The sequence below is a fragment of the Flavobacterium sp. SLB02 genome (assembly GCF_009664855.1).
GTDB lineage: Bacteria > Bacteroidota > Bacteroidia > Flavobacteriales > Flavobacteriaceae > Flavobacterium.
Genome location: NZ_CP045928.1, coordinates 1,753,258 through 1,779,595, shown reverse-complemented (window position 1 = coordinate 1,779,595; position 26,338 = coordinate 1,753,258). Strand labels below are relative to the sequence as shown.

21 protein-coding genes are annotated in these 26,338 nt (G+C 35.1%); 7 read left to right on the top strand and 14 right to left on the bottom strand.

Going from position 1 to position 26,338, the window contains the following annotated elements; genetic code table 11:
* Window positions 1-400 precede the first annotated feature (400 nt).
* From fsa to GIY83_RS07035, 12 genes are all read right to left on the bottom strand, one after another.
* The gene (gene fsa / locus GIY83_RS07090; protein ID WP_208685988.1) at window positions 401-1,057 is read right to left on the bottom strand and encodes a fructose-6-phosphate aldolase; all 657 of its coding nucleotides are present in this window, start codon (window positions 1,055-1,057) and stop codon (window positions 401-403) included.
* Between the two features lie 383 nt (window positions 1,058-1,440).
* Window positions 1,441-2,766, bottom strand: coding sequence for a xylose isomerase (gene xylA, locus GIY83_RS07085; RefSeq protein ID WP_194619165.1), 1,326 nt, complete (start codon window positions 2,764-2,766; stop codon window positions 1,441-1,443).
* 5 nt (window positions 2,767-2,771) lie between these two features.
* The gene (locus tag GIY83_RS07080) at window positions 2,772-4,256 is read right to left on the bottom strand and encodes a xylulokinase (RefSeq protein ID WP_208685986.1); all 1,485 of its coding nucleotides are present in this window, start codon (window positions 4,254-4,256) and stop codon (window positions 2,772-2,774) included.
* Window positions 4,257-4,259: 3 nt separating this feature from the next.
* On the bottom strand, window positions 4,260-5,270 hold the full coding sequence (locus tag GIY83_RS07075) for a GntR family transcriptional regulator (protein WP_208685984.1): 1,011 nt from the start codon (window positions 5,268-5,270) through the stop codon (window positions 4,260-4,262).
* 132 nt (window positions 5,271-5,402) lie between these two features.
* On the bottom strand, window positions 5,403-6,116 hold the full coding sequence (locus GIY83_RS07070; protein ID WP_194619159.1) for an NUDIX domain-containing protein: 714 nt from the start codon (window positions 6,114-6,116) through the stop codon (window positions 5,403-5,405).
* A gap of 51 nt (window positions 6,117-6,167) precedes the next feature.
* Window positions 6,168-7,202: a glycoside hydrolase family 43 protein gene (locus tag GIY83_RS07065; RefSeq protein ID WP_194619157.1), complete on the bottom strand. Its 1,035-nt coding sequence runs from the start codon at window positions 7,200-7,202 to the stop codon at window positions 6,168-6,170.
* A 27-nt stretch (window positions 7,203-7,229) separates the two neighbouring features.
* Window positions 7,230-8,663 (bottom strand): MFS transporter, encoded by a 1,434-nt coding sequence (locus GIY83_RS07060; RefSeq protein ID WP_194619155.1) that lies wholly within the window; start codon window positions 8,661-8,663, stop codon window positions 7,230-7,232.
* Window positions 8,664-8,930: 267 nt separating this feature from the next.
* Window positions 8,931-10,052, bottom strand: a complete 1,122-nt coding sequence (locus GIY83_RS07055; protein WP_208685981.1) for an endo-1,4-beta-xylanase — start codon at window positions 10,050-10,052, stop codon at window positions 8,931-8,933.
* A 33-nt stretch (window positions 10,053-10,085) separates the two neighbouring features.
* The gene (gene uxuA / locus GIY83_RS07050; RefSeq protein ID WP_229029316.1) at window positions 10,086-11,261 is read right to left on the bottom strand and encodes a mannonate dehydratase; all 1,176 of its coding nucleotides are present in this window, start codon (window positions 11,259-11,261) and stop codon (window positions 10,086-10,088) included.
* A gap of 21 nt (window positions 11,262-11,282) precedes the next feature.
* The gene (locus GIY83_RS07045; protein WP_208685977.1) at window positions 11,283-12,020 is read right to left on the bottom strand and encodes an SDR family NAD(P)-dependent oxidoreductase; all 738 of its coding nucleotides are present in this window, start codon (window positions 12,018-12,020) and stop codon (window positions 11,283-11,285) included.
* A 20-nt stretch (window positions 12,021-12,040) separates the two neighbouring features.
* Window positions 12,041-14,206, bottom strand: coding sequence for an alpha-glucuronidase family glycosyl hydrolase (locus tag GIY83_RS07040; RefSeq protein WP_208685976.1), 2,166 nt, complete (start codon window positions 14,204-14,206; stop codon window positions 12,041-12,043).
* A 297-nt stretch (window positions 14,207-14,503) separates the two neighbouring features.
* Window positions 14,504-15,535 (bottom strand): LacI family DNA-binding transcriptional regulator, encoded by a 1,032-nt coding sequence (locus GIY83_RS07035; protein WP_194619144.1) that lies wholly within the window; start codon window positions 15,533-15,535, stop codon window positions 14,504-14,506.
* A 243-nt stretch (window positions 15,536-15,778) separates the two neighbouring features.
* Between GIY83_RS07035 and GIY83_RS07030 the strand changes: the two genes are divergently transcribed.
* From GIY83_RS07030 to GIY83_RS07015, 4 genes are all read left to right on the top strand, one after another.
* Window positions 15,779-18,406 carry a glycoside hydrolase family 3 C-terminal domain-containing protein gene (locus tag GIY83_RS07030; protein WP_208685974.1) on the top strand — a complete coding sequence of 876 codons (2,628 nt, stop codon included), beginning with the start codon at window positions 15,779-15,781 and terminating at the stop codon, window positions 18,404-18,406.
* 93 nt (window positions 18,407-18,499) lie between these two features.
* The gene (locus tag GIY83_RS07025) at window positions 18,500-18,874 is read left to right on the top strand and encodes a VOC family protein (RefSeq protein WP_229029240.1); all 375 of its coding nucleotides are present in this window, start codon (window positions 18,500-18,502) and stop codon (window positions 18,872-18,874) included.
* Between the two features lie 53 nt (window positions 18,875-18,927).
* A complete protein-coding gene (locus GIY83_RS07020) occupies window positions 18,928-19,785 on the top strand; it encodes an ATP-binding protein (protein WP_208685972.1) in 858 nt (285 codons plus the stop codon).
* A 30-nt stretch (window positions 19,786-19,815) separates the two neighbouring features.
* The gene (locus GIY83_RS07015; protein ID WP_194619137.1) at window positions 19,816-20,229 is read left to right on the top strand and encodes a beta-hydroxyacyl-ACP dehydratase; all 414 of its coding nucleotides are present in this window, start codon (window positions 19,816-19,818) and stop codon (window positions 20,227-20,229) included.
* Between the two features lie 84 nt (window positions 20,230-20,313).
* On the opposite strand, the gene GIY83_RS07010 is transcribed toward GIY83_RS07015, so the two are convergent.
* Together GIY83_RS07010 and GIY83_RS07005 are read right to left on the bottom strand one after the other, a co-directional pair.
* Window positions 20,314-21,891, bottom strand: coding sequence for a GMC oxidoreductase (locus GIY83_RS07010; protein ID WP_208685970.1), 1,578 nt, complete (start codon window positions 21,889-21,891; stop codon window positions 20,314-20,316).
* 103 nt (window positions 21,892-21,994) lie between these two features.
* Window positions 21,995-22,399, bottom strand: a complete 405-nt coding sequence (locus tag GIY83_RS07005) for a DUF2147 domain-containing protein (RefSeq protein ID WP_194619133.1) — start codon at window positions 22,397-22,399, stop codon at window positions 21,995-21,997.
* A 290-nt stretch (window positions 22,400-22,689) separates the two neighbouring features.
* Here GIY83_RS07005 and GIY83_RS07000 point away from each other — a divergent pair, with 290 nt between their 5' ends.
* The 3 genes from GIY83_RS07000 to GIY83_RS06990 form a co-directional block, all read left to right on the top strand.
* Window positions 22,690-23,265 carry a TetR/AcrR family transcriptional regulator gene (locus GIY83_RS07000; RefSeq protein ID WP_208685968.1) on the top strand — a complete coding sequence of 192 codons (576 nt, stop codon included), beginning with the start codon at window positions 22,690-22,692 and terminating at the stop codon, window positions 23,263-23,265.
* A 70-nt stretch (window positions 23,266-23,335) separates the two neighbouring features.
* Complete coding sequence (locus GIY83_RS06995; protein WP_194619128.1) at window positions 23,336-23,713, top strand: hypothetical protein; 378 nt, start codon at window positions 23,336-23,338, stop codon at window positions 23,711-23,713.
* 648 nt (window positions 23,714-24,361) lie between these two features.
* Window positions 24,362-26,338: glycoside hydrolase family 3 N-terminal domain-containing protein (locus GIY83_RS06990; RefSeq protein WP_208687123.1), on the top strand; the 1,977-nt coding region annotated here is incomplete at its 3' end.

Below are 26,338 nucleotides of genomic sequence, written 5' to 3'. Positions count from 1 at the left end.
CTACACTAAAAAACATTCTGTTCAATTTTAATATTAAAAAAATAAATTATCCATATATAAACGATTTTTTTTGAACTAAAATTTAAAAAGTTAACGACGTTATTGGGCATTTATTAAAAAAATCATAAAAGAATACAAAGCTTACTAATTTTAGAATAAATACTATTATTGAAATATAAATACTGTTAAAAAAGCTAAAAATACAACTGGTTGCTTAAGTAATTACATAACAAATATGCGAGTTTCTAAAAAAGAAATCGAAAATTAAACAAAAGAAGCAATCGGTTGTTCCTAGAATACCAAAAACCTCCTTTCAAAATGATATTGAAAGGAGGTTTTTAGCTATTATAATTTATAGTATTTCTCTCTAAAAAATTATAGAATACTCATTACTAAAAGTTTATAGTTTCATCTTTTTAGCGTCTTCGATAAATTGATTCAAACCAATATCTGTCAAAGGATGTTTCAACAATCCTTTAATTGCAGAAAGTGGTCCTGTCATTACATCCGATCCTATTTTTGCACAGTTTACAATATGCATCGTATGTCTGATGGAGGCTGAGAGTATTTGTGTTTGATAATTGTAGTTATCGTAAATCTCTCTGATTTCGGCAATTAAATGCATTCCGTCAGTAGAGATATCGTCCAGCCTTCCTAAAAAAGGTGATACATAAGTCGCTCCGGCTTTTGCAGCCAGCAAAGCTTGCCCTGCCGAAAACACCAAGGTAACATTGGTTTTGATGCCTTTGGAAGAGAAATATTTACAGGCTTTTACACCATCGGCAATCATTGGCAATTTGACCACGATCTGCCGATGCAAAGCAGCAAGTTCCTCACCTTCCCTGATCATTCCTTCAAAATCTGTCGAAATTACTTCTGCCGAAACATCACCATCGACAATAGAACAAATGTCTAAGTAATGTTTTAAAATATTGTCTTTTCCGGTAATGCCTTCTTTAGCCATTAAGGACGGATTTGTCGTAACGCCATCCAGAACACCTAACGCTTGTGCTTCTTTAATATCTTCTAAATTAGCGGTATCAATAAAAAATTTCATAGTTTGTAGTTAAATTTGGTTTAATAGTAAAATGTAGTGAGTAAAAATGTGTATCTCGATTTTATTCTTCAAAAAACATTAATAAAAATAACCTAATCCTTATTTTATTAAATGACTTTGTTTTAAATTTCTGAATTAAAAAATAGCAACTAACCCTAATCTATTCCAGAATTCATATCTTTAAAATTCAATCATAATCTTAATACACATTCTCATAGTTTTGATCTGAAAGAAAAAATAATATCTTGTCTGAAAAGCAACAAAGAGATTAACTTTCTACAGCTATCACATAAAGATACTGTTTTCTTGCTGATCATTTTTCCTCACTAATGTTATTAAGAAGAACCAACAGCTTTAAAAAAACTGTTAGCTCTTTCTTTTTTTTAAATATATTGATTGATAATATTTTCAAACAATTCTTGTTTTCCACTTTGAAGATTTAATTCTCCATTTTCATTTGCGATCGCGTACAAATCTTTCAGGTTTAATTTTCCATCAGCGAAATCTTTTCCTTTTCCTGAATCAAATGAGCTGTATCTTTCTTTTCTCAGTTTTTCGTATGGAGAAGAAGTGATAATTTTGTCAGCTGTCAATAAAGCTCTTGCAAAAGTATCAGCACCACCAATATGAGCAAGGAAAACATCTTCCAAATCTGTTGAATTTCTTCTGATTTTAGCATCAAAATTTACCCCACCACCTTGTAATCCGCCAGCTTTTAAGAATACCAGCATTGCTTCTGTAGTTTCCTGAATGTTGTTTGGGAACTGGTCTGTATCCCAGCCATTTTGGTAATCACCTCTGTTAGCATCGATACTTCCTAACATTCCAGCTTTTGCAGCTACTTCTAGCTCATGCTGAAATGTGTGTTGTGCCAATGTTGCATGGTTTACTTCGATATTGATTTTGAAATCTTTATCTAAACCATACTCTTTTAAGAATCCAATAGCAGTTGCCGAGTCAAAATCATATTGATGTTTCGATGGTTCCATTGGTTTAGGCTCGATAAAGAAAGTTCCTTTAAAACCTTGTGATCTTGCATAATCTCTTGACATTGTCAGGAATTGCGCCATGTGATCCAGTTCTCTTCCCATATCGGTATTCAATAAAGACATATAACCTTCACGTCCGCCCCAGAAAACATAGTTTTCACCCTCTAAAGCAATCGTTGCATCCAAAGCCAGTTTTACCTGACCTCCGGCTCTTGCTACCACGTTAAAATCCGGGTTTGTTGCCGCGCCGTTCATAAATCTTGGATTCGAGAAACAGTTTGAAGTTCCCCAAAGCAATTTAATTCCAGATTCTGCTTTTTTCTGTTTAAGATATTCTGTAATTGTTGCCAAACGTCTTTCAGATTCGGCAAATGTTGGCCCCTCAGCAACTAAATCATAATCGTGAAAACAGAAATAATCAAAGCCCATTTTGCTGATGAATTCAAACGCAGCATCGGCTTTATCTTTCGCTGCCTGAATAGGGTCTGATGACTGATCCCATGCAAAATTTTGTGTTCCCGGTCCAAAAGGATCACTTCCTTGTCCGCAGAAGGTATGCCAGTATGCAATGGCAAATCTAAAATGTTCGCGCATTGTTTTTCCCGCTACAAGCTGATCCGGATTGTAGTATTTAAATGCTAATGGATTATCTGAATCTTTTCCTTCAAATTTAATTTGACCAATACCTTTGTAGTATTCTTTATTGCCTAAAACTATCATTTTTTTTATTTTTTATGTGTTAATATAAATTCTAATTCTTGTTTCCATTTTTGATAAGCCTTCTTGTAGGGTTCCGCATTTTTTAATGGCAAAAAGGTCATAACGTGATCGTTGGTTGTAATGCTTGAACCAAATTTATTGTAATCACCATCTTTTAAACCTACCGCTCTTGCTGCTCCTACGGCTCCTGTTGTATTATAAATTTCGATCTCGTGTCCAATTAACGTTGCGACGGTATTGGAAAAAATCTCTGAACGAAATAAATTATCATTTCCGGCCCTAATCACATTTATTGTCGCGTTATCTTCTTTTAGACATTCCATCCCGTACACAAAGGAAAAAGCAATTCCCTCTAAGGCAGCTCTGAACAAATGTGCATTATTGTGAATATTCAAATTCAGGTTCAAAAAGTGTGTTCCGATGTTTTTGTTGTTGAACATACGCTCGACACCATTCCCAAAGGGCATCACTACTACCCCTTCTGAACCAACGTCAATTTTAGATGCTTTTCGGTTCATCGATTCATAGGTTTCATCGCCCATATTGTTTCGCAGCCAGCGGTACTGAATTCCGGCTCCATTGATGTTTAATAATTTACCAATTCTTGGCGTTTCTAATTCGTAATTTACGTGCACAAAATTGTTGACTCTTGTACTTTTTCCAGAATTCATTTCGCCAACCGCATAAAAAACTCCTGATGTGCCGCCAGTTGCAGCCACTTCGCCCGGATTTAATACATTTAGTGACAAGGCATTATTGGGCTGATCTCCCGCTCTGTAAACCACCGGGATACCTATAGGAAGTCCTGATTCTTTCGCGCCTTTTTCGTTTAAAACGCCCTGATTGGTAAAATTCTCTACAATATCCGGCGTTAAGGACTGATCGATTCCGTAATAATCCAACAACCAATTGGCTACTTTGTTTTCTTTATAATCCCAGAGCATTCCTTCAGACAAACCGTTTTTTGTAGTTCTAATCTCTCCGGTCAATTTATAAGCGATATAATCTCCCGGTAGCATGTATTTGTAAACCTGATTGTAAATTTCGGATTCATTTTCCTTTACCCATTTTAGTTTGGAGGCGGTAAAATTTCCCGGGGAATTCAGCAAATGTTCCATACATTTTTCTTGTCCGATCTCCGAGAAAGCAGTATTGCCAATTTCAACCGCACGGCTGTCACACCATATGATCGCATTACGCAGTGGATTGCATTGTTTATCTACAATAACCAATCCGTGCATTTGATAAGAAATACCAATTCCCTGAATTTTAGACGCTTCTATATTGGCTTCCCGAATCGCTCTTTTGGTTGCCACACAGATATGCTGCCACCAAATTTCAGGATCCTGTTCTGCCCAATCGGGATGCAATGCCACAATTTCCATTTCGTTTTGCGGTTCGTGCAAAACGATTATTTTTTTTCCTGTTTCGGCTTCTGTCAAGGCAACCTTGACTGAAGAACTTCCGATATCATACCCTATATAATACATAATTTATAATGATTCTCTTAAAATTAAACTTGTTGGCACATAATACTGAACCACCTGATCGTTTGTGATAAATCCTGCCGCTTTTGTTCCTAATTCCTTGAAATCAGTCGAAACAACTGAGATCCCCTTGTATATAAATTTCTTCATAGGCGTTTCGTTGTAAGACAAAAAACCAACATCTGCTCCGGGTTCTAGATCTTTCTCTTTGCATTGTTCTAAAAAGTGCCCTAAAATGCGATCACTCACACTGACATAAGCAATTCCTTTTTCGATGCTGAACTTTTTTGCATCTGTAATAACCTTGTATTCAAAATTAAAATCGGCACAAAACTTCTTAAAAAACTCCAATGTCTCTTTTGGGTGATTGGTATAATCCGGATAAATAAACTGTATGTTTTTATACTTTTTAAACAAATCAACGGCCTGTTCCAACGCCTTATAAAATGCTTTGCCAAAATCCTGAAAAACATAATTATTATTCTTTTTTGTATGAATGTTCCAATCGATCAGCAACAACTTTTCATTGGCAATCACATCCAAGGTTGTCGAGACCTCTTTATGGTCAAAATTCATCACCACATATTTATAATACTTTCCAACGCTATTATTGATAATGGTTTTAAAAACATCAATATTATAATGATGAAACTGCACATCTGTAATCACATTATCTCCCAAATTGTTTACAAACGAATGGTACAAAACCTCTTTATATGCCTTAAAAGTATCCAGTACCAAAAGTACTTTTCTGGTTTCGCCCAAGACATAATAGCCTTTATTGGGTACAGAATCAATGCTGTTTTGATCTTTTAAAATAGAATATGCCTTAAAGACCGTATCTCTGGACAACTGATTTGTTTTGCAAATACTATTCACTGAGGGAAGCAAATCTCCCTTTTGCAAAATATTCTCTGCTATCGCATTATTGATTCCGTTGACCATTTGCTGGTATTTTGGAATATCACTTTCGTGATTTATTGTAAAGACAAATTTTTCTATACTTTCGTTTATCATACTGTTCTGTTCTGGTATGCTAATATAGGCAAATGTATTCACAAGAAAACTATTATTTTTTATATTTATTAAACAATTATAAAAACATTCCCACATTAATTTTACCCATCAAAAGACTTGGTAATAATAAATTTAAAAATTAAAATTAAGTTCTCTTTGCGATAGCATTTCCTGCTGTTTTAAATTGATTCTGTAAAGTTTAGCAGCCCTGTGCGAAACAGCCTCTTCTTTTTCATTTGAATCGTGCACTAAATCCATTTGCAATATCTTTCTTCGAAAATTAGATTTATTGATCTCGATTCCGAGGATTTCTTCATAAAGGTGAATGACTTGTAATAAAGTAAATTTCTCGGGCAACAAATTAAATCCAATGGCACTTTTGCAAATATTCTTTCGTAATTCTTTCAGACTATAATCCAGAATTGCTTTATGCTTATCGTTTAAACCTTTAATTTCGTTAATACCAATCCATACCACATTTGGATTGAAAATATCATTTTCTATATCCTCGATATCTTTTTTTACCATCGCATAATACCCTATCGAAATATCTTCCTGAGAGGATGATGGAGATGGACAGCCAAAAGCTTTCAATTGTTCCAGAAAAGAATTATCAACGCCAATGTATTTTTTTAAAATATTCTGAGCAGTACCTGATATTGTTTCCCCTTCTTTTATGTAATCATTAGCGAGTTCAAATTTTAAATTTCCCTGATTGTCCTTGTGTTTGACCAATAAAACTTTCAGACTTTCACCTTCAAAATTAAAGATCACACAATCAATTTCTATTCTCTTTGAATGATATTGACTGGTAGCATTTTTTCCTTTCTCATCTCCCCTTTCCATAGAAAATAAAATTTTAGCGCATTACTATTATTTTCACCATAAACCGAAATCTTAATCCACCATTCTCCTTATGCCATAAGGATCTATAGTTACAATTGTACCATCTTCGAGATAATCAATTTTGGTCATTTTCATACTTCTTAAATGCGTTACTCCTTTTGACAAACTCGAATCGTGGTAAAATAAATACCAATCGTTATCGACTTTACAAATAGAATGATGTGAAGTCCAGCCTATAACAGGATTCAAAATTCTTCCCTGATACGTAAAAGGCCCATACGGATTATCTCCTATGGCATAACAGATAAAATGAGTATCTCCGGTAGAATACGAAAAATAATATTTGTTATTGTATTTGTGTACCCACGAAGCTTCGAAAAAACGACGATTATTGTCATTGGCCGCTAAAACCTCTCCGTTTTTATCTACTATTTTGATTTCTTTGGGCTCTTCTGCAAATTCCAACATATCATCTCTTAAAAGGGCTACAATAGGGCCTAAAGCGGCTTCGTTGCCCGTTGGCTCTTCATGATCAGGATCGTATTTATTATTTCTGTATTTTTGAAGCTGTCCGCCCCAAATTCCGCCAAAATAAATATAATGTTTACCATCTTCGTCCTCAAAAACGGCCGGATCAATACTATAACTTGCTTTAATAGCATCAGGTTCTGGCAAAAAAGGTCCAACTGGAGAATCGCTTACAGCTACGCCAATCTGGAAAATTCCGTTAGCACGTTTAGCCGGGAAATACAAATAATATTTTCCGTTTTTACAGGCTGCATCAGGCGCCCACATTTGCTTTTCTGCCCATGCAACCTCACTTACGTGCAATGCAACACCATTATCTACCACTTCTGATTGAATGTTTTCCATTGAAAAAACATGATAATCTTCCATACCAAAATGATCTCCATTATCATTGAATGGGATTCCGGCATCAACATCATGGGAAGGATAAATATAAATCTTACCGTTGAATACATGCGCTGATGGATCAGCCGTGTAGATGTGCGAAACTAAAGGTTTCGAAATGGCTAATTTATTAATTTGTTCAAAATTAATTTCTTCAATACTATCTTCAGGCATAGTCGTTTTTATGTTTATTTTAAATAATTAAGCTCTTCTTTGTTTTAGGTCAGTTTCTATCTGTGTTTCCATTTTCTTATTGATTTTATAAAAAAACAACAAGGCAACTCCAACCAAAAATGGAATAGCAGGAAAAATACTCACCAATAATTTTATTCCGTTTATAGCCGTATCTGTTTGCGATGCGGAGTTTGGCACATAATGAAAATATCCTAAAAATAAAGTCGTTAAGGCTCCCCCTATGCTCAAACCCGCTTTTAAACCCACCATCATGGCCGAAAATATAATAGCCGTTGCACGACGATTGTTGAGCCATTCTGAGTAATCAGCAACATCTGCGATCATTGCCCAAAGAATTGGAATTGTAATCCCGTAAAAAAATCCGTGCAGGATTTGGGAGAAAAACATCAAACTGATAGATTGTGGCGGAAAGAAATAAAATGCAAGGACAAATAGGGTCGAAATAAATAAAAACAATCTGAATACATTTCGCTTTCCGTATTTATCCGCAAGATTTTTAGACAATGTAATGCCGACAATCATAAAGATAATACCACCAGCATTAAACAATCCAAATCCCGCCGACACAGGATCGTTTCCAAAATAATTTAATCCCAGATTGGACAACACCTCTAAAATGGGCTGAATAAAAAGGGCCAACTGTTCTTTATTGACATAGTTTTCAAAATAGTACACATATGAACCTCCTTTCATTGCCAGGGTTATAAAAACCAAGGTCGTAAGTGCTAGCATGATCAGCCAGGGCGTATTTTTCTTTAAATCGTTTAAATCTTCTTTAATACTTGATTTTTGTTCCGGCTTTGGAATAATACGCTCCTTAGTTGTTAAAAATGTGATCAACAACATGATCGTACCTATTATAGCCAGTACTGTCATCACTTTTTCGATACCCACAGCTTTATCTCCGTTTCCGGCACTTTTAATAATACCAAGCATGAAAACCTGAACAAAAAACTGTGCAAACATAACTGCCACAAAACGATACGAGGACATACTATTTCTCTCACGCATATCACCTGTTATTACTCCGCTTAAAGCAGAATAAGGTAAATTGTTACCTGCATAAAAAAGCAGTAACAAAGTGTAGGTTACTATGGCATATATTACTTTTCCGTGATAAGAAAAATCAGGAGTTGTAAAAGCCAATAGCGCAATAAAACCCAGAGGGATTGCAGTAATTAAAATCCAGGGTCTGAACTTGCCCCATTTTGTACTGGTTCTGTCTGCCAAAACACCAATGATAGGATTAAAAATAAAGGCTGCAATTAAACCCACCACCAGCATTATTATTGAAGAATCTCTTGGCGATAATCCGTAGATATCCGTATAGAAATAAGCCAAATAGGTCATCAGGGTCTGGAAAACTAAATTTGCTGCCAGGTCGCCTAAACTGTATCCTATTTTTTCCTTTATAGATAATTTTTGAGAAATGTAATTCATTATTGGTTTGTGGTTATTTTGGTTAATTCAAAAATCAAAAACAGCTTTTGATTTTATAATAATAAGAATTTATTTTATCATTTTTCTGGTTCGTTTTATTTGAATCTAATATTTAAAAACAAGTTATTTTACTTCAAACAATCGGTTGTGTAAAATTAGATAAAAAAACATATTATGCAAATTTAATATGTTTAATTATTACAATAATATCAAAAACAACCGATTGTAAAATAATTCATAAAAAACAAGTCTTTTTGACCTCTAAAATTATTTTTTTGTTTCTTTTAATTCCAGAACACTATTGTACGCTTTTTTAGGTTGCAGCTTTGTATCAAACAATAATGGATAATTTGTACGTCCTTTTATAGGCCAGTCATTCAACCAGGACTGTCCGTCATGAACTCCCCAAAATGTCACACGGCTGATTTTATCTTTATGCTTTAAGAATATCTTGAAGATTGAAGCATAACGATCTGCAAGTTTTACCTGAATAGAATCTGGAAGTTTTTCCGGATAAGGATTCATTTTTGCACTTCCTTCAAAATTCTGATTGACATCTGCTCCTTTTAAATCCCACGGATTGGGAAGCACTGTAATATCAAGTTCAGTAATCGCTACTTTAATACCAAGGGCAGAATAGGCCAGAATACTTTTTTCGATTTCATCTAAAGAAGGACTCGCCAGCCTCCAATGTCCCTGAATACCAACGCCGTCAATTTTTCCACCCGCTGCTTTTATTTTTTTTATCAACTTAATTGCTCCCTCTCTTTTGGCCGGTTCTTCTATATTATAATCATTATAATATAAATCTACTTTGGGATCGGCAGCAGCAGCTAGTTTAAAAGCGTCAACAAGATATCTCTCTCCAAGTGTACTCAAAAAAACAGACTTTCTCAAAGTACCATCTTCGTTTAAAGCTTCGTTGACAACATCCCATGAATTGATTCTTCCTTTATATTTAGAAACAATTGTTGTAATATGATCTTTCATGAAAGCTTTCATCTCTGTGCTGTCTTTAATTTTTTCCATCCAGGGAGCCAACTGACTATGCCAGATCAGAGTGTGACCATGAATAAACATTTTGTTTTTTTCACCATAGGCCACAAATTTATCTGTTAAGGCAAAGTCGTATTTATTGGGAAAAGGATGTACAAACATCGACTTCATACTATTTTCTGCTGTTATAGCATTAAACTCTTTTTTGACCAATGAATCTACTTTGGCATCTTTTTCCTCGATTTGATCTGCACTCAAAGCTGTCCCGATGTAAAAATCATCTTTATAGCTATCCTTTAAAGAGATTGTTTCTACTTCTTGCTTTTTCGCATTACAACTGCTTAATAGTATTAGAGATACCAGTAGTAAATAATAATAATTAATAAATTTCATTTGTATGGTTTTAGGTTAATAGTTCAATTTTATTTATTTGGCTGGCAATTGGCTTAATTTATAAGCAATTCCCATTTCTAAACCTCTTAACTCAGCAAGACCTTTTAATCTTCCCGACAGAGAATATCCCGGATAAGTTTCTTTTGTTTGATCAACCGAATGCAGGAAACCATGATCCGGACGCATAGGCAAACTCACTTTTGTCTTGTTCATTAACAAAAGAAGTTTCTCTACAATGACTTCCATTTTAGTATCACCTTTTAAATGCTCTGATTCTCTAAAAATGGTTTCGCTCTCGCGCAAGGTATTTCTAAGATGTAAAAAGTGAATACGATCTCCATAATCGTCTATAATTTTCTCGAGATTATTCTCAGGATTCGCTCCTAAAGAACCGGAACAATAACACAAGCCATTTAAATTGAATGGAATTGCTTCAAAAATTGCTTTAAGGTCATCTTGGGTAGAAACTATTCTGGGTAAACCTAACACCGAAAATGGCGGATCATCGGGATGAATGGCTAATTTGACACCATATTCTGAAGCAGTCGGAGCTATTTCTGATAAAAAGTGAATGAGGTTTTCTCTTAGTTTATTATTATCAATATCAGCATAATGATCCAGCAATGAAAGGATTTGCTCTGCTGTAAAATTGATTTTACTTCCCGGCAATCCCAGCAATACATTCTTAAAAAGTAAGGCCTTCTCAGCTTCTGAAAGCTGATCACCAAATTTCAGTGCATTTTCTTTCTCCCTCTCAGTGTAGTTGCTTTGGGCATTTGGTCTTTTTAAAAGAAAAACATCAAAATAAGTAAAAGCATCCTGATTGTATAACAAGGCTTTGCTTCCATCTTCATTGATAAAATTATGATCTGTGCGAACCCAGTCTAAAATAGGCATAAAATTATAGGTGATGATTTTAATACCGCAATCCGAGAGGTTTTTGATACTCGTTTTATAATTTTCAATAAACTGAACGTAATTTCCACTTGCTCTTTTTATTTCTTCATGAACCGGCAAACTCTCCACCACCGTCCATTCTAAACCTGCATCTCTAATTATCTGTTGTCTTTCCAGAATGTCAGCTACCTCCCAAACCTCTCCAACGGGAATTTGGTGCAAAGCAGTTACGATTGCAGTTGCTCCTGCTTGTTTAATATCAATCAGACTTACATTGTCGCTGGGTCCAAACCAACGCATCGTTTGTTGCATTTTGATCATAATAATTGTAATTTAAAATCCAATACTATTGCCCCCATCAACAGGCAAAACAGTTCCTGTTGTAAATTTAGATTCACTTGATGCAAAGTAAAAAACCGCATCAGCAATATCAGATGGTTCGCCTAAAATCCCCATTGGCGTTCTGCCCAATACTTTATTTTTTCGCTCAGGATCACTGTCTAAAGCTTTTGCTGACATTTTTGTTTTTATAAAACCCGGAGCCACACAATTTACACGAATTCCAAACGGAGCCAATTCTACCGCCATTGCTCTTGTCATAGACTCAATTGCACCTTTGCTGGCCGAATACGCAATTACTTTTGGAATTCCGTATTGTGAAGCCATTGAACTTATGTTTATGATATTTCCCCCTTGGTTTTCTTTCATGTTTCTCACCACAGCTTTACTCACTGCAAAAACACTCAAAAGATTGGTATGGATTATCGATAGAAAATCTTCATCCGTTACATCCAGAAATTCTTTTTTCAGATTGATTCCGGCATTGTTTACCAAAATATCAATCGGATTATTTTTAGTTATGTTGTCAATCATTGCCGGAATTCCGGCGATATCATTTAAATCGTATAAAACCGCAATAGCATTCTCGCCAATTTCCGCGCAAGCTTCTTGTGTTTTTTCTTTTGATCTTCCAATGATATAGGTTTTGATTCCATTATCACATAATTTCTTTGCAGTTGCAAAACCTAAACCTGAATTTCCTCCCGTTACAATGGCTGTTTTTGTACTCATTTTATTTTATTATTATATAATTAATTTCCTGGTGCGAACGGAAATTTTAATGATTTGAAATATTCTAATGTATGTGTTGATTTCTCTACTCCTGCCGGTAATTCCTGACCCGAATATTGCTGAAAATAAAGCAAACACGCATCACGCCACCATTTTGCTTCCTTATACTGAATTTCCAGTAACATTTGCACTTCCTTAAAACGTTCGCTGTCAACATATTTTTCGGTTTTATTCCAGATATTTTGCATTTCCTGGACCTGATTTACACCTTGCTGATATTTTAAAGCCAGACCATTCCAAAGTGTTTGACCATTTTTCAGTTTATAATCCCACGATACATGATGAAACCATAATAAATCTACTTCAGGACAAGTCTGGAGATTATCAAAAATCTTTTCCTGTTCCGGTGCATATTGAGCCGTGGCATTAGTCCCTGTTTTTGATCGGTCGAAACCTATTCCGTTTTTATCTGCTTTATGATAATACGTTGGATTCCATTCCGGTCTGGATAAATTAGAAACCCAGGGTCCCGGACCATAATGATGCCCTGTATCCATAATATGATGCAAACCAAGTGGTGTCATATAATTTACAACCGCTTCTCTTGATGTGATCATCATTTCTTTAATTGGTTTGATGAAATTTTCATTGTTCGAAAAAGTACCTCTCAGCCATTCATCAGCAATTATTTCTGAATCTAGATAGGGATCCCAGGCCAATCTCCCAAAGCCGTACCAGTTTGCCTGCGCAAAAGGATGACCCGTCCAGTTTAAATCGTTTCCTATATTTGAAACTCCTGCAATTCCAGTCAGCTTTTGTGGGCTCAAAGAACCATCAATAACTTTGGCAACCGTCGCCCCTTTACCCTTTTGGTAGGTATCTGATGCTAAAACTTCCTGAAATAATTTTGGCAGGTAAACCAGATGTGTACTAAAACCCAAATATTCCTGAGTAATCTGAAATTCCATCATCAAAGGCGTTTTGGGCATGGCGCCAAACAAAGGATGAAAAGGTTCTCTGGGCTGAAAATCTATCGCCCCATTTTTTACCTGAACAATTACATTGTTTTTAAATTTCCCGTCATAGGGCTGAAATTCAGCGTAAGCCTGTTTTGCCCGATCATTGGCATCGTGTTCAGAATATACAAATGCTCTCCACATAATTACGCCGCCAAAAGGCGCTACAGCATCGGCCAGCATATTGGCACCGTCAACATGATCTCTTGCGTAATTTTGAGGTCCGGGTTGTCCCTCAGAATTTGCTTTGACCAAAAATCCTCCAAAATCCGGAATTCTTTTATAGATCTCTTTTGCTTTATCTTTCCACCAATTTGCCACTGCAGCATCTTTTGGATCTGCTGTTTTTAAACCTCCAATTTCAATTGGCGCCGAAAAACGGGCTGTTAAATACACCTTGATTCCATAAGGACGAAACACATTGGCCAAGGCTTCCACTTTTTCTAAATATTCTGGAGTCAGGATCAAAGCATTCGCATTTACATTGGTCAAAACTGTTCCGTTAATTCCTATTGAAGCATTTGCTCTGGCATAATCAATATAACGCTGATCGATAAAATCAGGCAATTTTTGCCAGTTCCATAAAGAGAAACCAGCATAACCGCGCTCGACAGTTCGATCTAGATTATCCCAATGATTTAATACCCTGAGGTTTATTTTGGGAGAATCAACAATGTTTAAATTTTTGATTGATCTCTGAGTTTGCATTAATTTTAAAAAACTATAGACACCATATAAAACCCCAACATCATTTTTTCCGGTAATGACAATTTGTTTTTTATTTTTTAATGACATGGATTTAATGATAAAACCTTCGTTGTTTATGTTCTGGAAATCTGATTCAAGTACTTTTTGCAAGTCTAAATTTAAAGCAGTTTGAGAACCTACAATTAAATTATTCTCTCCTTTGATTACTGACCCAATTTCAGGTTTATTTCCCAACATATTCGATATTCCCGTTTCTAATTCGGCTAAGGAAATTCTAGCCGTTTGAGAACCTCCCAAAGAAACAATTCCCTGAAGATTGTTTTTGTATTCTGAAGCCATTACAGCATTTTGTATCTTATCATATTGAAGCCATAATTTATAATCCTTTTGTGCTGACGCGCTCCAGGTAACTATAATAAATAATGCTAATAATCTAAAAAAAGTCTTTTTTATACAGCTCATTTAATTTTATCTTTTTTTGCCTTTAATTTTAAACATAAATTACTTATTGCCATTTAAAACAAACCTATCAGCAGAAAAAATGCTAAAAAAATATGTTATTAAAAATATTACAAATATCGCAATCGGTTGTGCTAAAATACAAAAAATAAGCAATAAAAAAATAAAAAAGTATTTTACTTCCTGCTTGGGTCTATTTAATCAGCTTTAAATATTTAGATCATTAGACTATTTTATATAAAAAAAACCTGCTAACATAAAATTATATTAACAGGTCTTATTTAAATTTAAAAATATTGCTTAAATCTTCCTTGAGGACTCACGAATTAGTACTTGCGTATTCAAAAAAGTAATTTCTTTTGCATCCTCTTCTTTAGCCGATTTTAGATTTTTAATAATTAACTCGGCAGCAGCTTTCCCCATTTTCTCGGCAGGATGGGTTATGGTCGAAATGTTAGGTTCAATTATTTCTGAGATTGGATCGTTATTAAATCCTATAACTGCAAACTCTTCAGGTACTTTAATACCTCTTTTTTTGGCAGTCTGAACAGCACTTACCGCCAGGATATCTCCAGGAGCAAATAGGCCGTCTGGCGCTTCTTTGAGATCAAATAAATAATTACAGGCCTTTACACCTTCTTCATAAGTCATTTGTTTTAGACTTATGATTAAGTTCTCATCAACAGGCAAATCATGCTCTAACAAAGCATCAATATAACCTCTTTTCCTTTCATTATAAAGGGTACCAAATTCTGACCCGGCAGTTAAGTGGGCTATCCTCTTGCATCCTTGTTCTATTAAATGTTTAGTCGCCTTGTAACCCGCCAGGTGATTATTAATTACAACTCTAAAAGTGTCATAATCTCTGGGAACCCTGTCAACAAATACAAGGGGAATATTATTATTTGAAAACTGCTTGAAATGAGAAGTATCTTTTGTCTCCATTGCCAGAGAGCAAATAACCCCGCTTACGCGGTTACTATATAATGATTTAGCCAAATCTACTTCTACCTCATAAGAGTCATGCGACTGCATAATAATCACTGAATATTCTGATTTACGGGCCGCAATCTCAATACCACTGATTAGAGAGGATAAAAAAGGCTGGGTAACTGTTGGAATTAAAATACCGATAGTTCTAGACTTATTACCACGCAAACCAGCCGCTAAAGTATTAGGAACAAACCCCATTTCCCTGGCAGTCTGCTTTACTTTTTTTATTGTCTTATCACTTAGACTATGGTGATCTTTTAAAGCTCTTGAAATTGTTGATGTAGCAAGATTCAATTTCTTGGCAATATCATAAATCGTTACATGCTTGTGCTCTTCCATAAATTAAAATACTATAAGGAGTAAATGTAATTATTTTAGCGACACAATAGAAGATTCTTTAAAAATTAAGCCTGTTGAATCACTTACAATAAAATCTTTTGATGCACGAGATCTTCTTTAATTATTTTTGAAACTTTATTTTTTACTTTCAAAAAAATAGTATTTCTTTACACAATCGGTTGTTTTTAAATTATAGAAAAAAATCAAATTCAGCACTTTAATAATCAATAAAAGACAAAGCTAATGGGACCAAAAAAATTTACTTACATAATCGCCCTGATCATAACTTCTTATTGTTATGGACAAGAAAAAACAGAAAAATTTTCATTTCAGAATCCTGAATTAACTTTTGAAGAACGGGTAAATGATCTTGTAAAACATTTGACACTAGAGGAAAAGGTATCCCAGATGCTGAATTCTTCTCCTGCAATTTCAAGACTGGGAATACCGGCTTATGACTGGTGGAATGAAACATTACATGGTGTAGCACGAACTCCTTTTAAAACCACGGTTTATCCTCAGGCAATTGCGATGGCTGCAACATTCGATAAAAATTCTCTTTATAAAATGGCTGATTATTCAGCCCTGGAGGGAAGAGCAATCTACAACAAGGCCGTTAAGCTAAATCGAACCAACGAGCGCTACCTTGGATTAACCTACTGGACACCCAACATTAATATTTTTCGTGACCCACGCTGGGGACGCGGACAGGAAACCTACGGTGAGGATCCTTATTTGACAAGTGTTTTAGGTGATTCATTTGTTAAGGGGCTTCAGGGAGATGATCCTAAATACTTAAAAGCTGCCGCTTGTGCAAAACACTATGCCGTACATAGCGGACCTGAATCTTTGCGCCACACTTTTGATATTGATGTGACTCCTTATGAACTCTGGGATACCTATCTTCCTGCCTTTAAAAAATTAGTAACCGATTCTAAAGTAGCTGGGGTTATGTGTGCTTATAATGCTTTTAGAACGCAGCCTTGTTGTGCCAGTGACATCCTTATGACAGATATTCTTCGTAACCAATGGAAGTTTGAGGGCTATGTAACCTCAGACTGCTGGGCAATTGACGACTTTTTTAAGAATCATAAAACGCATCCCGATGCAGAATCAGCTTCAGCAGATGCTGTTTTTCATGGTACCGATATTGACTGCGGCACAGATGCTTATAAAGCGCTGGTGCAGGCTGTAAAAAAGGGAAAAATCAGCGAGAACCAAATTGATATTTCTGTAAAACGTCTTTTTATGATACGTTTCAGACTTGGAATGTTTGATCCTGCTTCAATGGTAAAATATGCCCAAACTCCTGATTCTGTTCTGGAAAGCAAAGAGCATAGCAATCATGCCTTAAAAATGGCCAGTCAATCAATGGTTTTACTTAAAAATGAAAAAAATACACTGCCACTGAGTAAAAATTTAAAAAAGATTGTGGTTTTGGGCCCTAATGCAGATAATTCAATTTCTATTTTAGGAAACTACAACGGAACTCCAAGTAAATTGACAACTGTTTTGCAAGGGATTAAAGAAAAGCTGGGTAAAAATACAGAAGTGGTTTATGAAAAAGCGGTTAATTTTACTAATGACACTTTATTAGTATACAAGGATCTTAAAAATCAATATTCATACGAAGGCAAGCAGGGTTTTAAAGCACAATATTATGACAATGTGGATTTGTCTGGAAAGCCAGCCGCAGTGAGAACAGAATCAGAAATTAATAACTTATGGCAGGAAGGTGAAACTGTTGTTAATAATATTAAAGCAAACCATTTTTCTGCCCGTTATACCACTGATTTTAAGGCTAACGAGGATGGCTCTGTTACTTTTGAACTCAATGCTGATGACGGGTATCGCTTTTTAATTGATGGAAAAGAAGTAATAAACGCATGGGATAAAAACAGATGGGGAGAAAAAACATTTAAATTAATGACCAAAAGGGATGTAGTTTATCATTTAGTTTTAGAATACTGGCAGGGAGAAGGAAAAGCAAACGTAGCGTTAAATACCGGAAATTTTGAAAAAACTGATTTTACAAAATTGGCAGATCGAAATAAAGATGCAGACGCCTTTATTTACGTTGGGGGAATATCTCCGCAGCTTGAAGGAGAAGAAATGCCTGTTAACTTTCCCGGATTCTCAGGAGGCGACCGCACCTCTATCCTGCTCCCGGAAGTACAAACCCGATTGATGCAAGGGCTAAAAACCTCCGGAAAACCAGTTGTTTTTGTTATGATGACCGGAAGCGCAATTGCTATTCCGTGGGAAGCAGAAAATATTCCTGCAATCCTTAACGCATGGTATGGAGGTCAGGCAGCAGGAACTGCGGTAGCCAATATTCTTTTTGGAGATTATAATCCCGCGGGAAGATTGCCTGTAACATTTTACAAAAGCGATTCAGACCTATCGGCTTTTGTTGATTACAGCATGGATAATAAAACGTATCGTTATTTCAAAGGAAGTCCTCTTTACGGCTTCGGATATGGTTTGAGCTATACTTCTTTTAAATACGATCAATTGAATATTTCTTCAAAAATAAAAAACAATGAAAGCCTTTCAGTCTCTGTAAGAATTACCAATACTGGCAAAAGTGAAGGCGAAGAAGTTGCCCAATTGTATCTATTAAATCAGAATTCAGCTGTAAAGACATCAATTAAAACTTTAAAAGGATTTGAAAGGTTTAATTTAAAATCAGGCGAAAGTAAAACAATCACCTTTAATCTTTCTCCTGAAGATCTGTCTTATGTTACATCCGAAGGAAACTTAAAACAATACGAAGGAAAAATTAAACTTGCAATTGGAGGGGCACAGCCAGATGAAAAAAATGAAATAAAAAGTAATATCGTTTCTAAAACAATTCTGATAGAGAAATGATAATGCTAACCTGAATTAAAAACACAAAGTAAATGAGTAAATTACTAAAAATAAAACCGGGATAAATCTTTTTCAAATAAAATCAGAAAAATTATGAGCATCATTAACAACTACGACAATTTCTTTCTGCCTGTCGAGAATCTTGACACGGCCAAAGAGTTCTATAAAAACAAGCTTGGGCTTGGAATAAAGTTTGACTTTACAGATAAAGGTATGACTGCTTTTAAAGTTGGCAGTAATGAACCTGCAATTATTGTGAGCACCATTGAAAATGCAAAACCTGCAATTTGGTTCACAGTCGATAATGTTCAGGAAGCTTACCAAGACCTAAAACAAAAAGCAGTTATTTTTTTAAGTGAACCCTTCGAGATTATGACGGGCCTTTGTGTTGAGTTCACAGACCCGTTTGGAAATAAATTGGGATTGACAGACTATTGTAAAATGCCAAAGTTGAATATTCAACCTTAATTTCCAATAAAAGGTAACACAAAATATTAGGACAAACATTTAAATATTGAACAATGAAAAAGATAAGTTTCATGTTATTTATTGGATTAATTCCTGTGATTGTCTTTAGCCAAAAAATTACAAAAGTGTGGGAGTCAGATTCCCTGTTTCTCAAACCAGAGTCGGCACTTTATGATCCTTCGAGGAAAATTATTTATATCTCAAATATAAACGGTGAATACCTGGCCAAAGATGGAAATGGATTTATTTCAAAAATTAAAACAAATGGAGAAATAGAGCTATTGAAATGGGTTGATGGATTGGATAATCCACAAGGTATGGGGTTATATAAAAACAAATTATATGTTGCAGACATCAACAGAGTGGTTCAGATCAATACCAGCACTGCTAAAATAGAAAAAATATATAAAGTTGATTCTGCTAAATTTTTTAATGATATAACATCCGATACCAACGGAGATATTTACATTTCTGATTGTTTTGATAATAAGATTTACAAAATGTCAAATGGAAAAATAAAAGTATGGCTGGAATCTGATTTTCTCTCTAAGCCAAACGGGTTATTGTGTACAAAAGATGATGTCTTAGTGCTCAATATGAAAAATCAAACTGCTTTTGCTATAAACAAACTCACTAAAAAATCTCGTGAATTTTTTAATGGTATTGATAATTTAGATGGTATTGTTAGTGATGGTGCAAACGGATATATCGTTTCCGGGGCTTGGCAAGGGCAGCTGTTTCATATCGATTGGCAAGGAAATAAAAAACTCATTATTGATTTAGGTAAAGAACAAATCATTACTGCCGACATTGAGTATATTGTAAACGAAAATTTATTGATAGTTCCAACTTTAAATAAAACAGTAATTGGATATAAACTCATGAAATTTAGCATCGAAAAAAACAAATGAAATTATTACATTGCAAAAAAAAAAAATAACATGTTAAAAGAAATTGAAAATTTAATTCCACATAGAAATCCTTTTTTATTTGTCGATAAAATAACATCATTTTCAACTGAAACAATTATTGGTATTAAGACATTTGATCAAAGAGATGTTTGGCTAAAAGGAAGTGTTCCTAAATCAGATTATATTCCTGGAACAATTTTGATAGAATCAATGGCTCAATGTGGAGGTGCAGGAGTTAAACTTTTAGGAATAACAGATGGAATTTTTGGTCTTGTTAGTATTGAAAATGCTGAATTTTTTGCAACTGCAAAGTTTACCGATAATATTAAATTTGTAATACAAAATATTCGTCTAAGCGAAAAAATAATTAAGCAGTCCGGAATTGCTTACGTAGGAGATAAAGAGATCATTAAGGCAACCTGGATGTGTGTTAAATTACAATAGTAAAATTCGTGACAACGTAATTATTACATATATGCGAAGCAATCTAAATTACAGCAAATAAGCTCAATGCTGTAAACTTAAAGGCTACCCAAACTCTCCCTGTTCAATAAGATTTTCAATACAATACTCAGCGATAGCAGTAATAGTCATAAAAGGGTTAACACCAATGGTACCCGGAATTAATGATCCGTCAATTACATAAAGATTGTCGTGCTCTTTAAGCTTACCATACAAATTGGTAGATTCACCTAATACACAACCTCCCAGAGGGTGATAGCAAATATTGGCTCCAAAACCATTTTTAAACAGCAAGTGGCTTCTTGTACCGCCATTGGCACGGTTCATTTTACGCACAAAATAGTTTGCATTCGCTTTCATCTTTAATGTGTGGCTTTCATTCCAGTCCAGTGCAAGGCGGTTTTGTGCTTTATCATAGCTTACCGATCCCTTTTTATCCACCCTATTGATAAGTAGATATAATGCAGTTGCTACATCTACCCCCATTGGTAAAGGCGCAATTTCTGTAAAAAATGAATGTTCACTATCATCCCAATTATCTACCCCACCCACAGGAATGGTTGATTGCAGCGCTCCCGTTCCTCCCGATAGAGGCCTGACCCAGTTTCTGCCTGTCATAATATTACCATTGTTTCCCCAATTTTTCCCTACCGTGCAATCAAGAGCAAAATTATTTGCAGCCTGTGAGCTCAGCAGCAATTTTAAGGTTCCCATAGTACCGGCACCTAGCAATAACTTCTGGCAGCTAAAAATTTTATTGGCAAGAGTTTTTCCCGAGGTATCAATTTGTCTTACATCCAGGCTGTAGCTTTTGTCTTCATTCCTTGTTATTGTATCAACACAATGAAGGTCGAGAATTTCGAGGTTGCCTGTAGCCAATGCTTTTTGAAGATAGGTTTTATCAAGGCTGTTTTTACCATGATTGTTACCGTAAATTACTTCGGTATTTAAGGCAGATCGCGGTACTTCATTTTTATATTCCCTTTCCATGTATTTAAAGTCATATACATTGGGTACACGCACGGTCTTAAAACCGGCTTTATGCGCTTCAGTTTCTCCAACACGGGTAAATTTATAGTAAGGACAATCTTTTATAAATTGCTCATCAATAACATTTACTTTTAACTCTTTGCTGACCAGGGGGAAATAAAAGCTGTAAAATTTTTCGGCATCAAGGTGCGGAAAAACTTCTTTAAAATAATTCTCTTTAGGAATCACTGCCATTCCGCCATTTACTATCGAACCGCCTCCAACACCTCTGCCAACCCAAACATCTATATGTTTAAAATTCAACTTGTCTAAAGCTCCGGTAAAAGGTTTTAATGGAAAAATATTCATAAACGGAGCAATAGTTCTTTTTTTCAGCCAGGCGGCACTTCGAGCTGGTTTTAATAAACCCGAGTATGGAATCCCTGATTCTTTCCAATTGATCCCCATTTCCAGAATTAATACTTTTTTCCCAGCCTCACAAAGGCGTAAGGCCGCAACAGCAGCTCCATATCCCGAACCAATTATGATAACAGGTCTGTTGCTTTCTATCTGCTTTTTGAGCGGTTGCGCTCCCGGATATAAAAATTTCGATTTTGAAAAATATGATCTACCCCAAGTTAATAGACCAACAAGGGTCTTTTTGGTTCTATACATGAGTTTGTTTGCTTAAATAGTATTAGAAAAATTTAATTGAGATGCCTTTACCGAATTACCGTAGATATTGACAGACCTAAAACATCTGACAATGGTCAGGAATTTATTTGGAAACTCGTATCCATCGTTCTGTTCTGCCAATAATTGAGATGCCAATGTAACCTCGCAGGTCAAGTTTGTTTGCATCTTTGATTTTGATGGTGCAGCTATACGTTTTATCTTGCTCCGGATCATGCGCTTCTCCCTGGTACTCTATAGCGCCTTCCTTCTTAAGCCCTGTCAGGATTAGTTCACCATGAAATTTTTTTGCTTTCTCGCTCTGGTCTTTTGTCCATATTAATTTTCCGTAATACAATTGATCTTTTGCCTTGTAAATCTGGATTTTGCTAATACCATCCTTGGTAAGCCAAATACCTGTAAGATCTTGCGAATGGGCATAAAAACTACCTGCTATAACCAATACGGCGGTAAAGCAGAATCTAATAAATAATCTCTTTTTTGTTTTCATAATAAAATAGCTAAAAGGTTAAAGTTGAATTTGTAACCATTGTTAGGAAACAGCAAACTCAAATCAGGCTTTATTAAAAAATAGAAACCAAATAATTTAAGTTTCTAATTTTTTAAATAGTAAAATTTGAACAGTTTGCTTAGAAATATACAATGCGTTACTTTTGTTACAGGTTGCAAATTCAGAGCCAGAATCAAAAATTAAATTTTCAATTTTCCCCGGATTGCCCGTTAATAGGCAAACTGACCGCAAATTGTTCGATAAGTATAACATTCAAAAAAAAACTATCTATGAAAGCAGCTAATGACAGGCGCGTACGCTATACCAAAATGGTTTTGCGTGAATCAATCTTGGACTTGCTTAAAAACAAATCGCTCAATCAAATTTCAATAACCGAATTGTGCAAGGCTGCGGACGTTAACAGAAATACTTTCTATAAGCATTATAATACGCCGTATGAAATAATACGGGAAATCGAGGATGAAATCTATAATGCCTTGATGGATTCTACTAAAGATATTGACAATGTAGACGGTATTATTCTGGCTTCCTGCAGGACTCTGGAACGCGATAAAAAAATGAGTGTAATTATTTTTTCTGAAACTGATTCCAGCAGTCTGCTTTCAAAAGTGTTGTCATCCTTTAGAAACACTGACACAACTTTACAGAACAATAGCGATGCAACTATGCAGCACTATTTACTTAACAAAGTATATTTATTTGCAGAACAAGGCACCATCGCACTAATGAAAGATTGGGTTCTTGGCGGCTTTAAAGAATCTGCCGAATCCATTGCGGAAATTATTTCTTATTTAATCCAGAACATTAATGGATCTATAGATAATTTTAAAAGTAAAGGTCTTTAAAATCACAATCTTTACCCAATTTTCATATTAATGATTTTCAGAAGGTTATCTTTAATAAAATAAAAAAATTATGTCAGATAAAAACAAGAAGTCGTTTGGAGTTTGGATGGATTCACACAACGCAACAATCGTAGGAAAAGAAAGTGTTGATAATGGAGATTTTATCGTACTGGGACATGTAAAAAATGCAGGAGCGGATAATAATTCAAATGAAAAAAATTCAAATAATCAGGAAATTAGCTTAACGCAAAAATTTTTCAAGGAGATTGCAAGCAAAATGCCTAACATTGATCAAATTCATATTACAGGAACGGGACAAAGTCAAGAACAATTTATTAATTTTTTGGCTGAATCTCCACAGTATAAAAATGCAGTATCAAGCGAAAGCACCTCTATTAAAATGAGTGATGAAAATCTAACTGCATACATTACAGAATATTTCAACTAGATCTTTTCATATCTAAATTCAAAACATAAAGCCTTAGGTATATAATTACCTAAGGCTTTATGTTTATATCTAAATTGCCTGAAAAAATTTATCGTCAAGGCAAAATAGTATTAAATAATACTTTTGTGATTTTCACATTTACCCTAACCTTAGTCTAAATTTCAAGGAGCTTTCTTATTGCGTTTTTATTCTATTTTATGAAGCTACTCATAGTGAAACTTTATAAAACATGGTTCGGGATATTACTTCCCACTAAAAAGTCCTAATGAAAATTATGACTTTTTTTTATGGATAAATTTTAGATTTTAAATTCCAGATTCAAAAAACATACAGAGCTATTCAATACAAGAGATTTCTTCTTTTCTGTTTTACTCACTTTTCAATTCAGGTATCAAACATTACTTAAATCCTGACATAAAACACCTCAACATAATGGCAAAAATGGGCAAATACATCATTTGTATTATATAATGCTTCAAATATAGTAGTCTAACTATTTCAGTAAAACTAAATTTACAATCTTAAAATTTTACTGATTATACATTATTAGATATAAAAAATTATAATATCAAAAAATAAGTCGCAAAAAAAAGATAATATCTCTCTACATGTTTCAAAAACCTCTATTATAAAACCTAAAACCACATGATGAAAAAACAAATTAAAAAATATGCCTTTTTAATGCTAGTTGTTCTGGCAAACGGATATGCTCAAACAAAAAAACATATGGATGCTAAAAAACCCATTGAAGACCGAATTTCGCTTTTGATGAAAGAAATGACATTAGAAGAAAAGGTAGGACAAATGAATCAATACAATGGTTTTTGGGATGTGACCGGACCGGCTCCAAAAGGCGGAAGCGCTGAATTAAAATACGAACATTTACGAAAAGGCCTTGTTGGATCAATGCTTACTGTTCGAGGTGTTAAAGAAGTTCGCGCCGTGCAGAAAATTGCGGTTGAAGAAACCCGTTTGGGAATTCCGCTAATTATAGGTTTTGATGTAATTCATGGATATAAAACGTTAAGCCCAATTCCGCTAGCAGAAGCGGCAAGCTGGGATTTGGAAGCCATTAAAAAATCGGCGGCAATTGCGGCAGATGAAGCTTCGGCCTCTGGTATTAACTGGACTTTTGCACCTAATGTCGATATTACAAATGATGCACGATGGGGACGCGTGATGGAAGGTGCTGGTGAAGATCCTTATTTAGGAAGTAAAATAGGTTACGCAAGAATAAAGGGGTTTCAGGGAGAAACTATGGCAGATTTGGCTAAGGTAAATACAATTGCCGCTTGCGCCAAGCACTTTGCAGCATACGGTTTTGTCGAAGCAGGATTAGAATATAATATGGTAGACATCAGTAATTCTAAATTATACAACTCGGTTTTGCCGCCTTTTGAAGCGACTATTCAGGCGGGAGTTCGTACGTTTATGAATTCATTTAATACATTAAACGGAGTTCCTGCAACTGGAAACATTTTCCTGCAAAGAGATATCCTAAAAGGAAAATGGAAGTTTGATGGTTTTGTGATTTCGGATTACGCTTCGATTCGCGAAATGATTGCACACGGATATGCAAAAGACGAAGCTGATGCAACTGCAAAAGCAGTCATTGCAGGTTCTGATATGGATATGGAATCGTATTTGTATGTCGCAAAATTAGTTGGTTTAGTAAAAGAAGGAAAGGTAAAAGAGGCTTTGGTTGATGATGCTGTTCGCAGAATTCTACGTGTGAAATTTGAACTGGGTTTGTTTGACGATCCATACAGATATTGCGACGAAAAACGTGAAAAAGAAGTTGTGGGAAGTAAAGCCAATAATGACGGCGTTCTGGATATGGCTAAAAAGTCGATTGTATTATTGAAGAACGATAAGAATTTGCTTCCGTTAAAGAAATCCGGGCAAAAAATTGCTTTGATTGGCGCTTTGGCAAACGATAAAAACAGTCCGCTTGGAAGCTGGAGAATTGCTGCCGATGATAATACTGCGGTTTCTGTTTTAGAGGGAATGCAGCAATACAAGGACAATGAATTGACTTTTGAAAAAGGGGCAGATTTGCTTTCGCAGAAAGCTACTTTCCTGACAGAAACAGTTTTCAATACAACAGACAAGAGTGGTTTTGAGGCTGCTAAAAAAGCCGCAAAAAATGCCGATGTTGTCGTGATGGTTTTAGGTGAATACGGTTTTCAAAGCGGAGAAGCCAGAAGCAGAACTGACTTGAATTTACCAGGATTACAACAAGAATTATTAGAAGAAATTTACAAGGTGAATCCAAATATTGTTTTGGTTTTAAATAATGGTCGTCCGTTGAGTATTCCGTGGGCTGCAGAAAATATCCCAACAATTGTAGAAGCCTGGCAATTAGGAACTCAAACCGGAAATGCCGTGGCTCAGGTTTTATACGGCGATTACAACCCAAGTGGAAAATTGCCAATATCTTTCCCTAGAAACGTTGGGCAAGTGCCTATTTATTACAACAAATACAGCACGGGAAGACCAATTGATAGTGATAAAAATGTATTTTGGTCGCATTATATGGATGTGGAAAAAACACCCCAGTTTCCGTTTGGTTTTGGATTGAGTTATACGAAGTTTGATTATAAAAACCTTAAAATCAACAAAACG

Coding starts and splice junctions, on each gene's coding strand:
- fsa (WP_208685988.1), bottom strand. CDS start 1,057: ATGAAATTTTTTATTGATACCGCTAATTTAGAAGATATTAAAGAAGCA.
- xylA (WP_194619165.1), bottom strand. CDS start 2,766: ATGATAGTTTTAGGCAATAAAGAATACTACAAAGGTATTGGTCAAATT.
- GIY83_RS07080 (WP_208685986.1), bottom strand. CDS start 4,256: ATGTATTATATAGGGTATGATATCGGAAGTTCTTCAGTCAAGGTTGCC.
- GIY83_RS07075 (WP_208685984.1), bottom strand. CDS start 5,270: ATGATAAACGAAAGTATAGAAAAATTTGTCTTTACAATAAATCACGAA.
- GIY83_RS07070 (WP_194619159.1), bottom strand. CDS start 6,116: ATGGAAAGGGGAGATGAGAAAGGAAAAAATGCTACCAGTCAATATCAT.
- GIY83_RS07065 (WP_194619157.1), bottom strand. CDS start 7,202: ATGCCTGAAGATAGTATTGAAGAAATTAATTTTGAACAAATTAATAAA.
- GIY83_RS07060 (WP_194619155.1), bottom strand. CDS start 8,663: ATGAATTACATTTCTCAAAAATTATCTATAAAGGAAAAAATAGGATAC.
- GIY83_RS07055 (WP_208685981.1), bottom strand. CDS start 10,052: ATGAAATTTATTAATTATTATTATTTACTACTGGTATCTCTAATACTA.
- uxuA (WP_229029316.1), bottom strand. CDS start 11,261: ATGCAACAAACGATGCGTTGGTTTGGACCCAGCGACAATGTAAGTCTG.
- GIY83_RS07045 (WP_208685977.1), bottom strand. CDS start 12,020: ATGAGTACAAAAACAGCCATTGTAACGGGAGGAAATTCAGGTTTAGGT.
- GIY83_RS07040 (WP_208685976.1), bottom strand. CDS start 14,206: ATGAGCTGTATAAAAAAGACTTTTTTTAGATTATTAGCATTATTTATT.
- GIY83_RS07035 (WP_194619144.1), bottom strand. CDS start 15,535: ATGGAAGAGCACAAGCATGTAACGATTTATGATATTGCCAAGAAATTG.
- GIY83_RS07030 (WP_208685974.1), top strand. CDS start 15,779: ATGGGACCAAAAAAATTTACTTACATAATCGCCCTGATCATAACTTCT.
- GIY83_RS07025 (WP_229029240.1), top strand. CDS start 18,500: ATGAGCATCATTAACAACTACGACAATTTCTTTCTGCCTGTCGAGAAT.
- GIY83_RS07020 (WP_208685972.1), top strand. CDS start 18,928: ATGAAAAAGATAAGTTTCATGTTATTTATTGGATTAATTCCTGTGATT.
- GIY83_RS07015 (WP_194619137.1), top strand. CDS start 19,816: ATGTTAAAAGAAATTGAAAATTTAATTCCACATAGAAATCCTTTTTTA.
- GIY83_RS07010 (WP_208685970.1), bottom strand. CDS start 21,891: ATGTATAGAACCAAAAAGACCCTTGTTGGTCTATTAACTTGGGGTAGA.
- GIY83_RS07005 (WP_194619133.1), bottom strand. CDS start 22,399: ATGAAAACAAAAAAGAGATTATTTATTAGATTCTGCTTTACCGCCGTA.
- GIY83_RS07000 (WP_208685968.1), top strand. CDS start 22,690: ATGAAAGCAGCTAATGACAGGCGCGTACGCTATACCAAAATGGTTTTG.
- GIY83_RS06995 (WP_194619128.1), top strand. CDS start 23,336: ATGTCAGATAAAAACAAGAAGTCGTTTGGAGTTTGGATGGATTCACAC.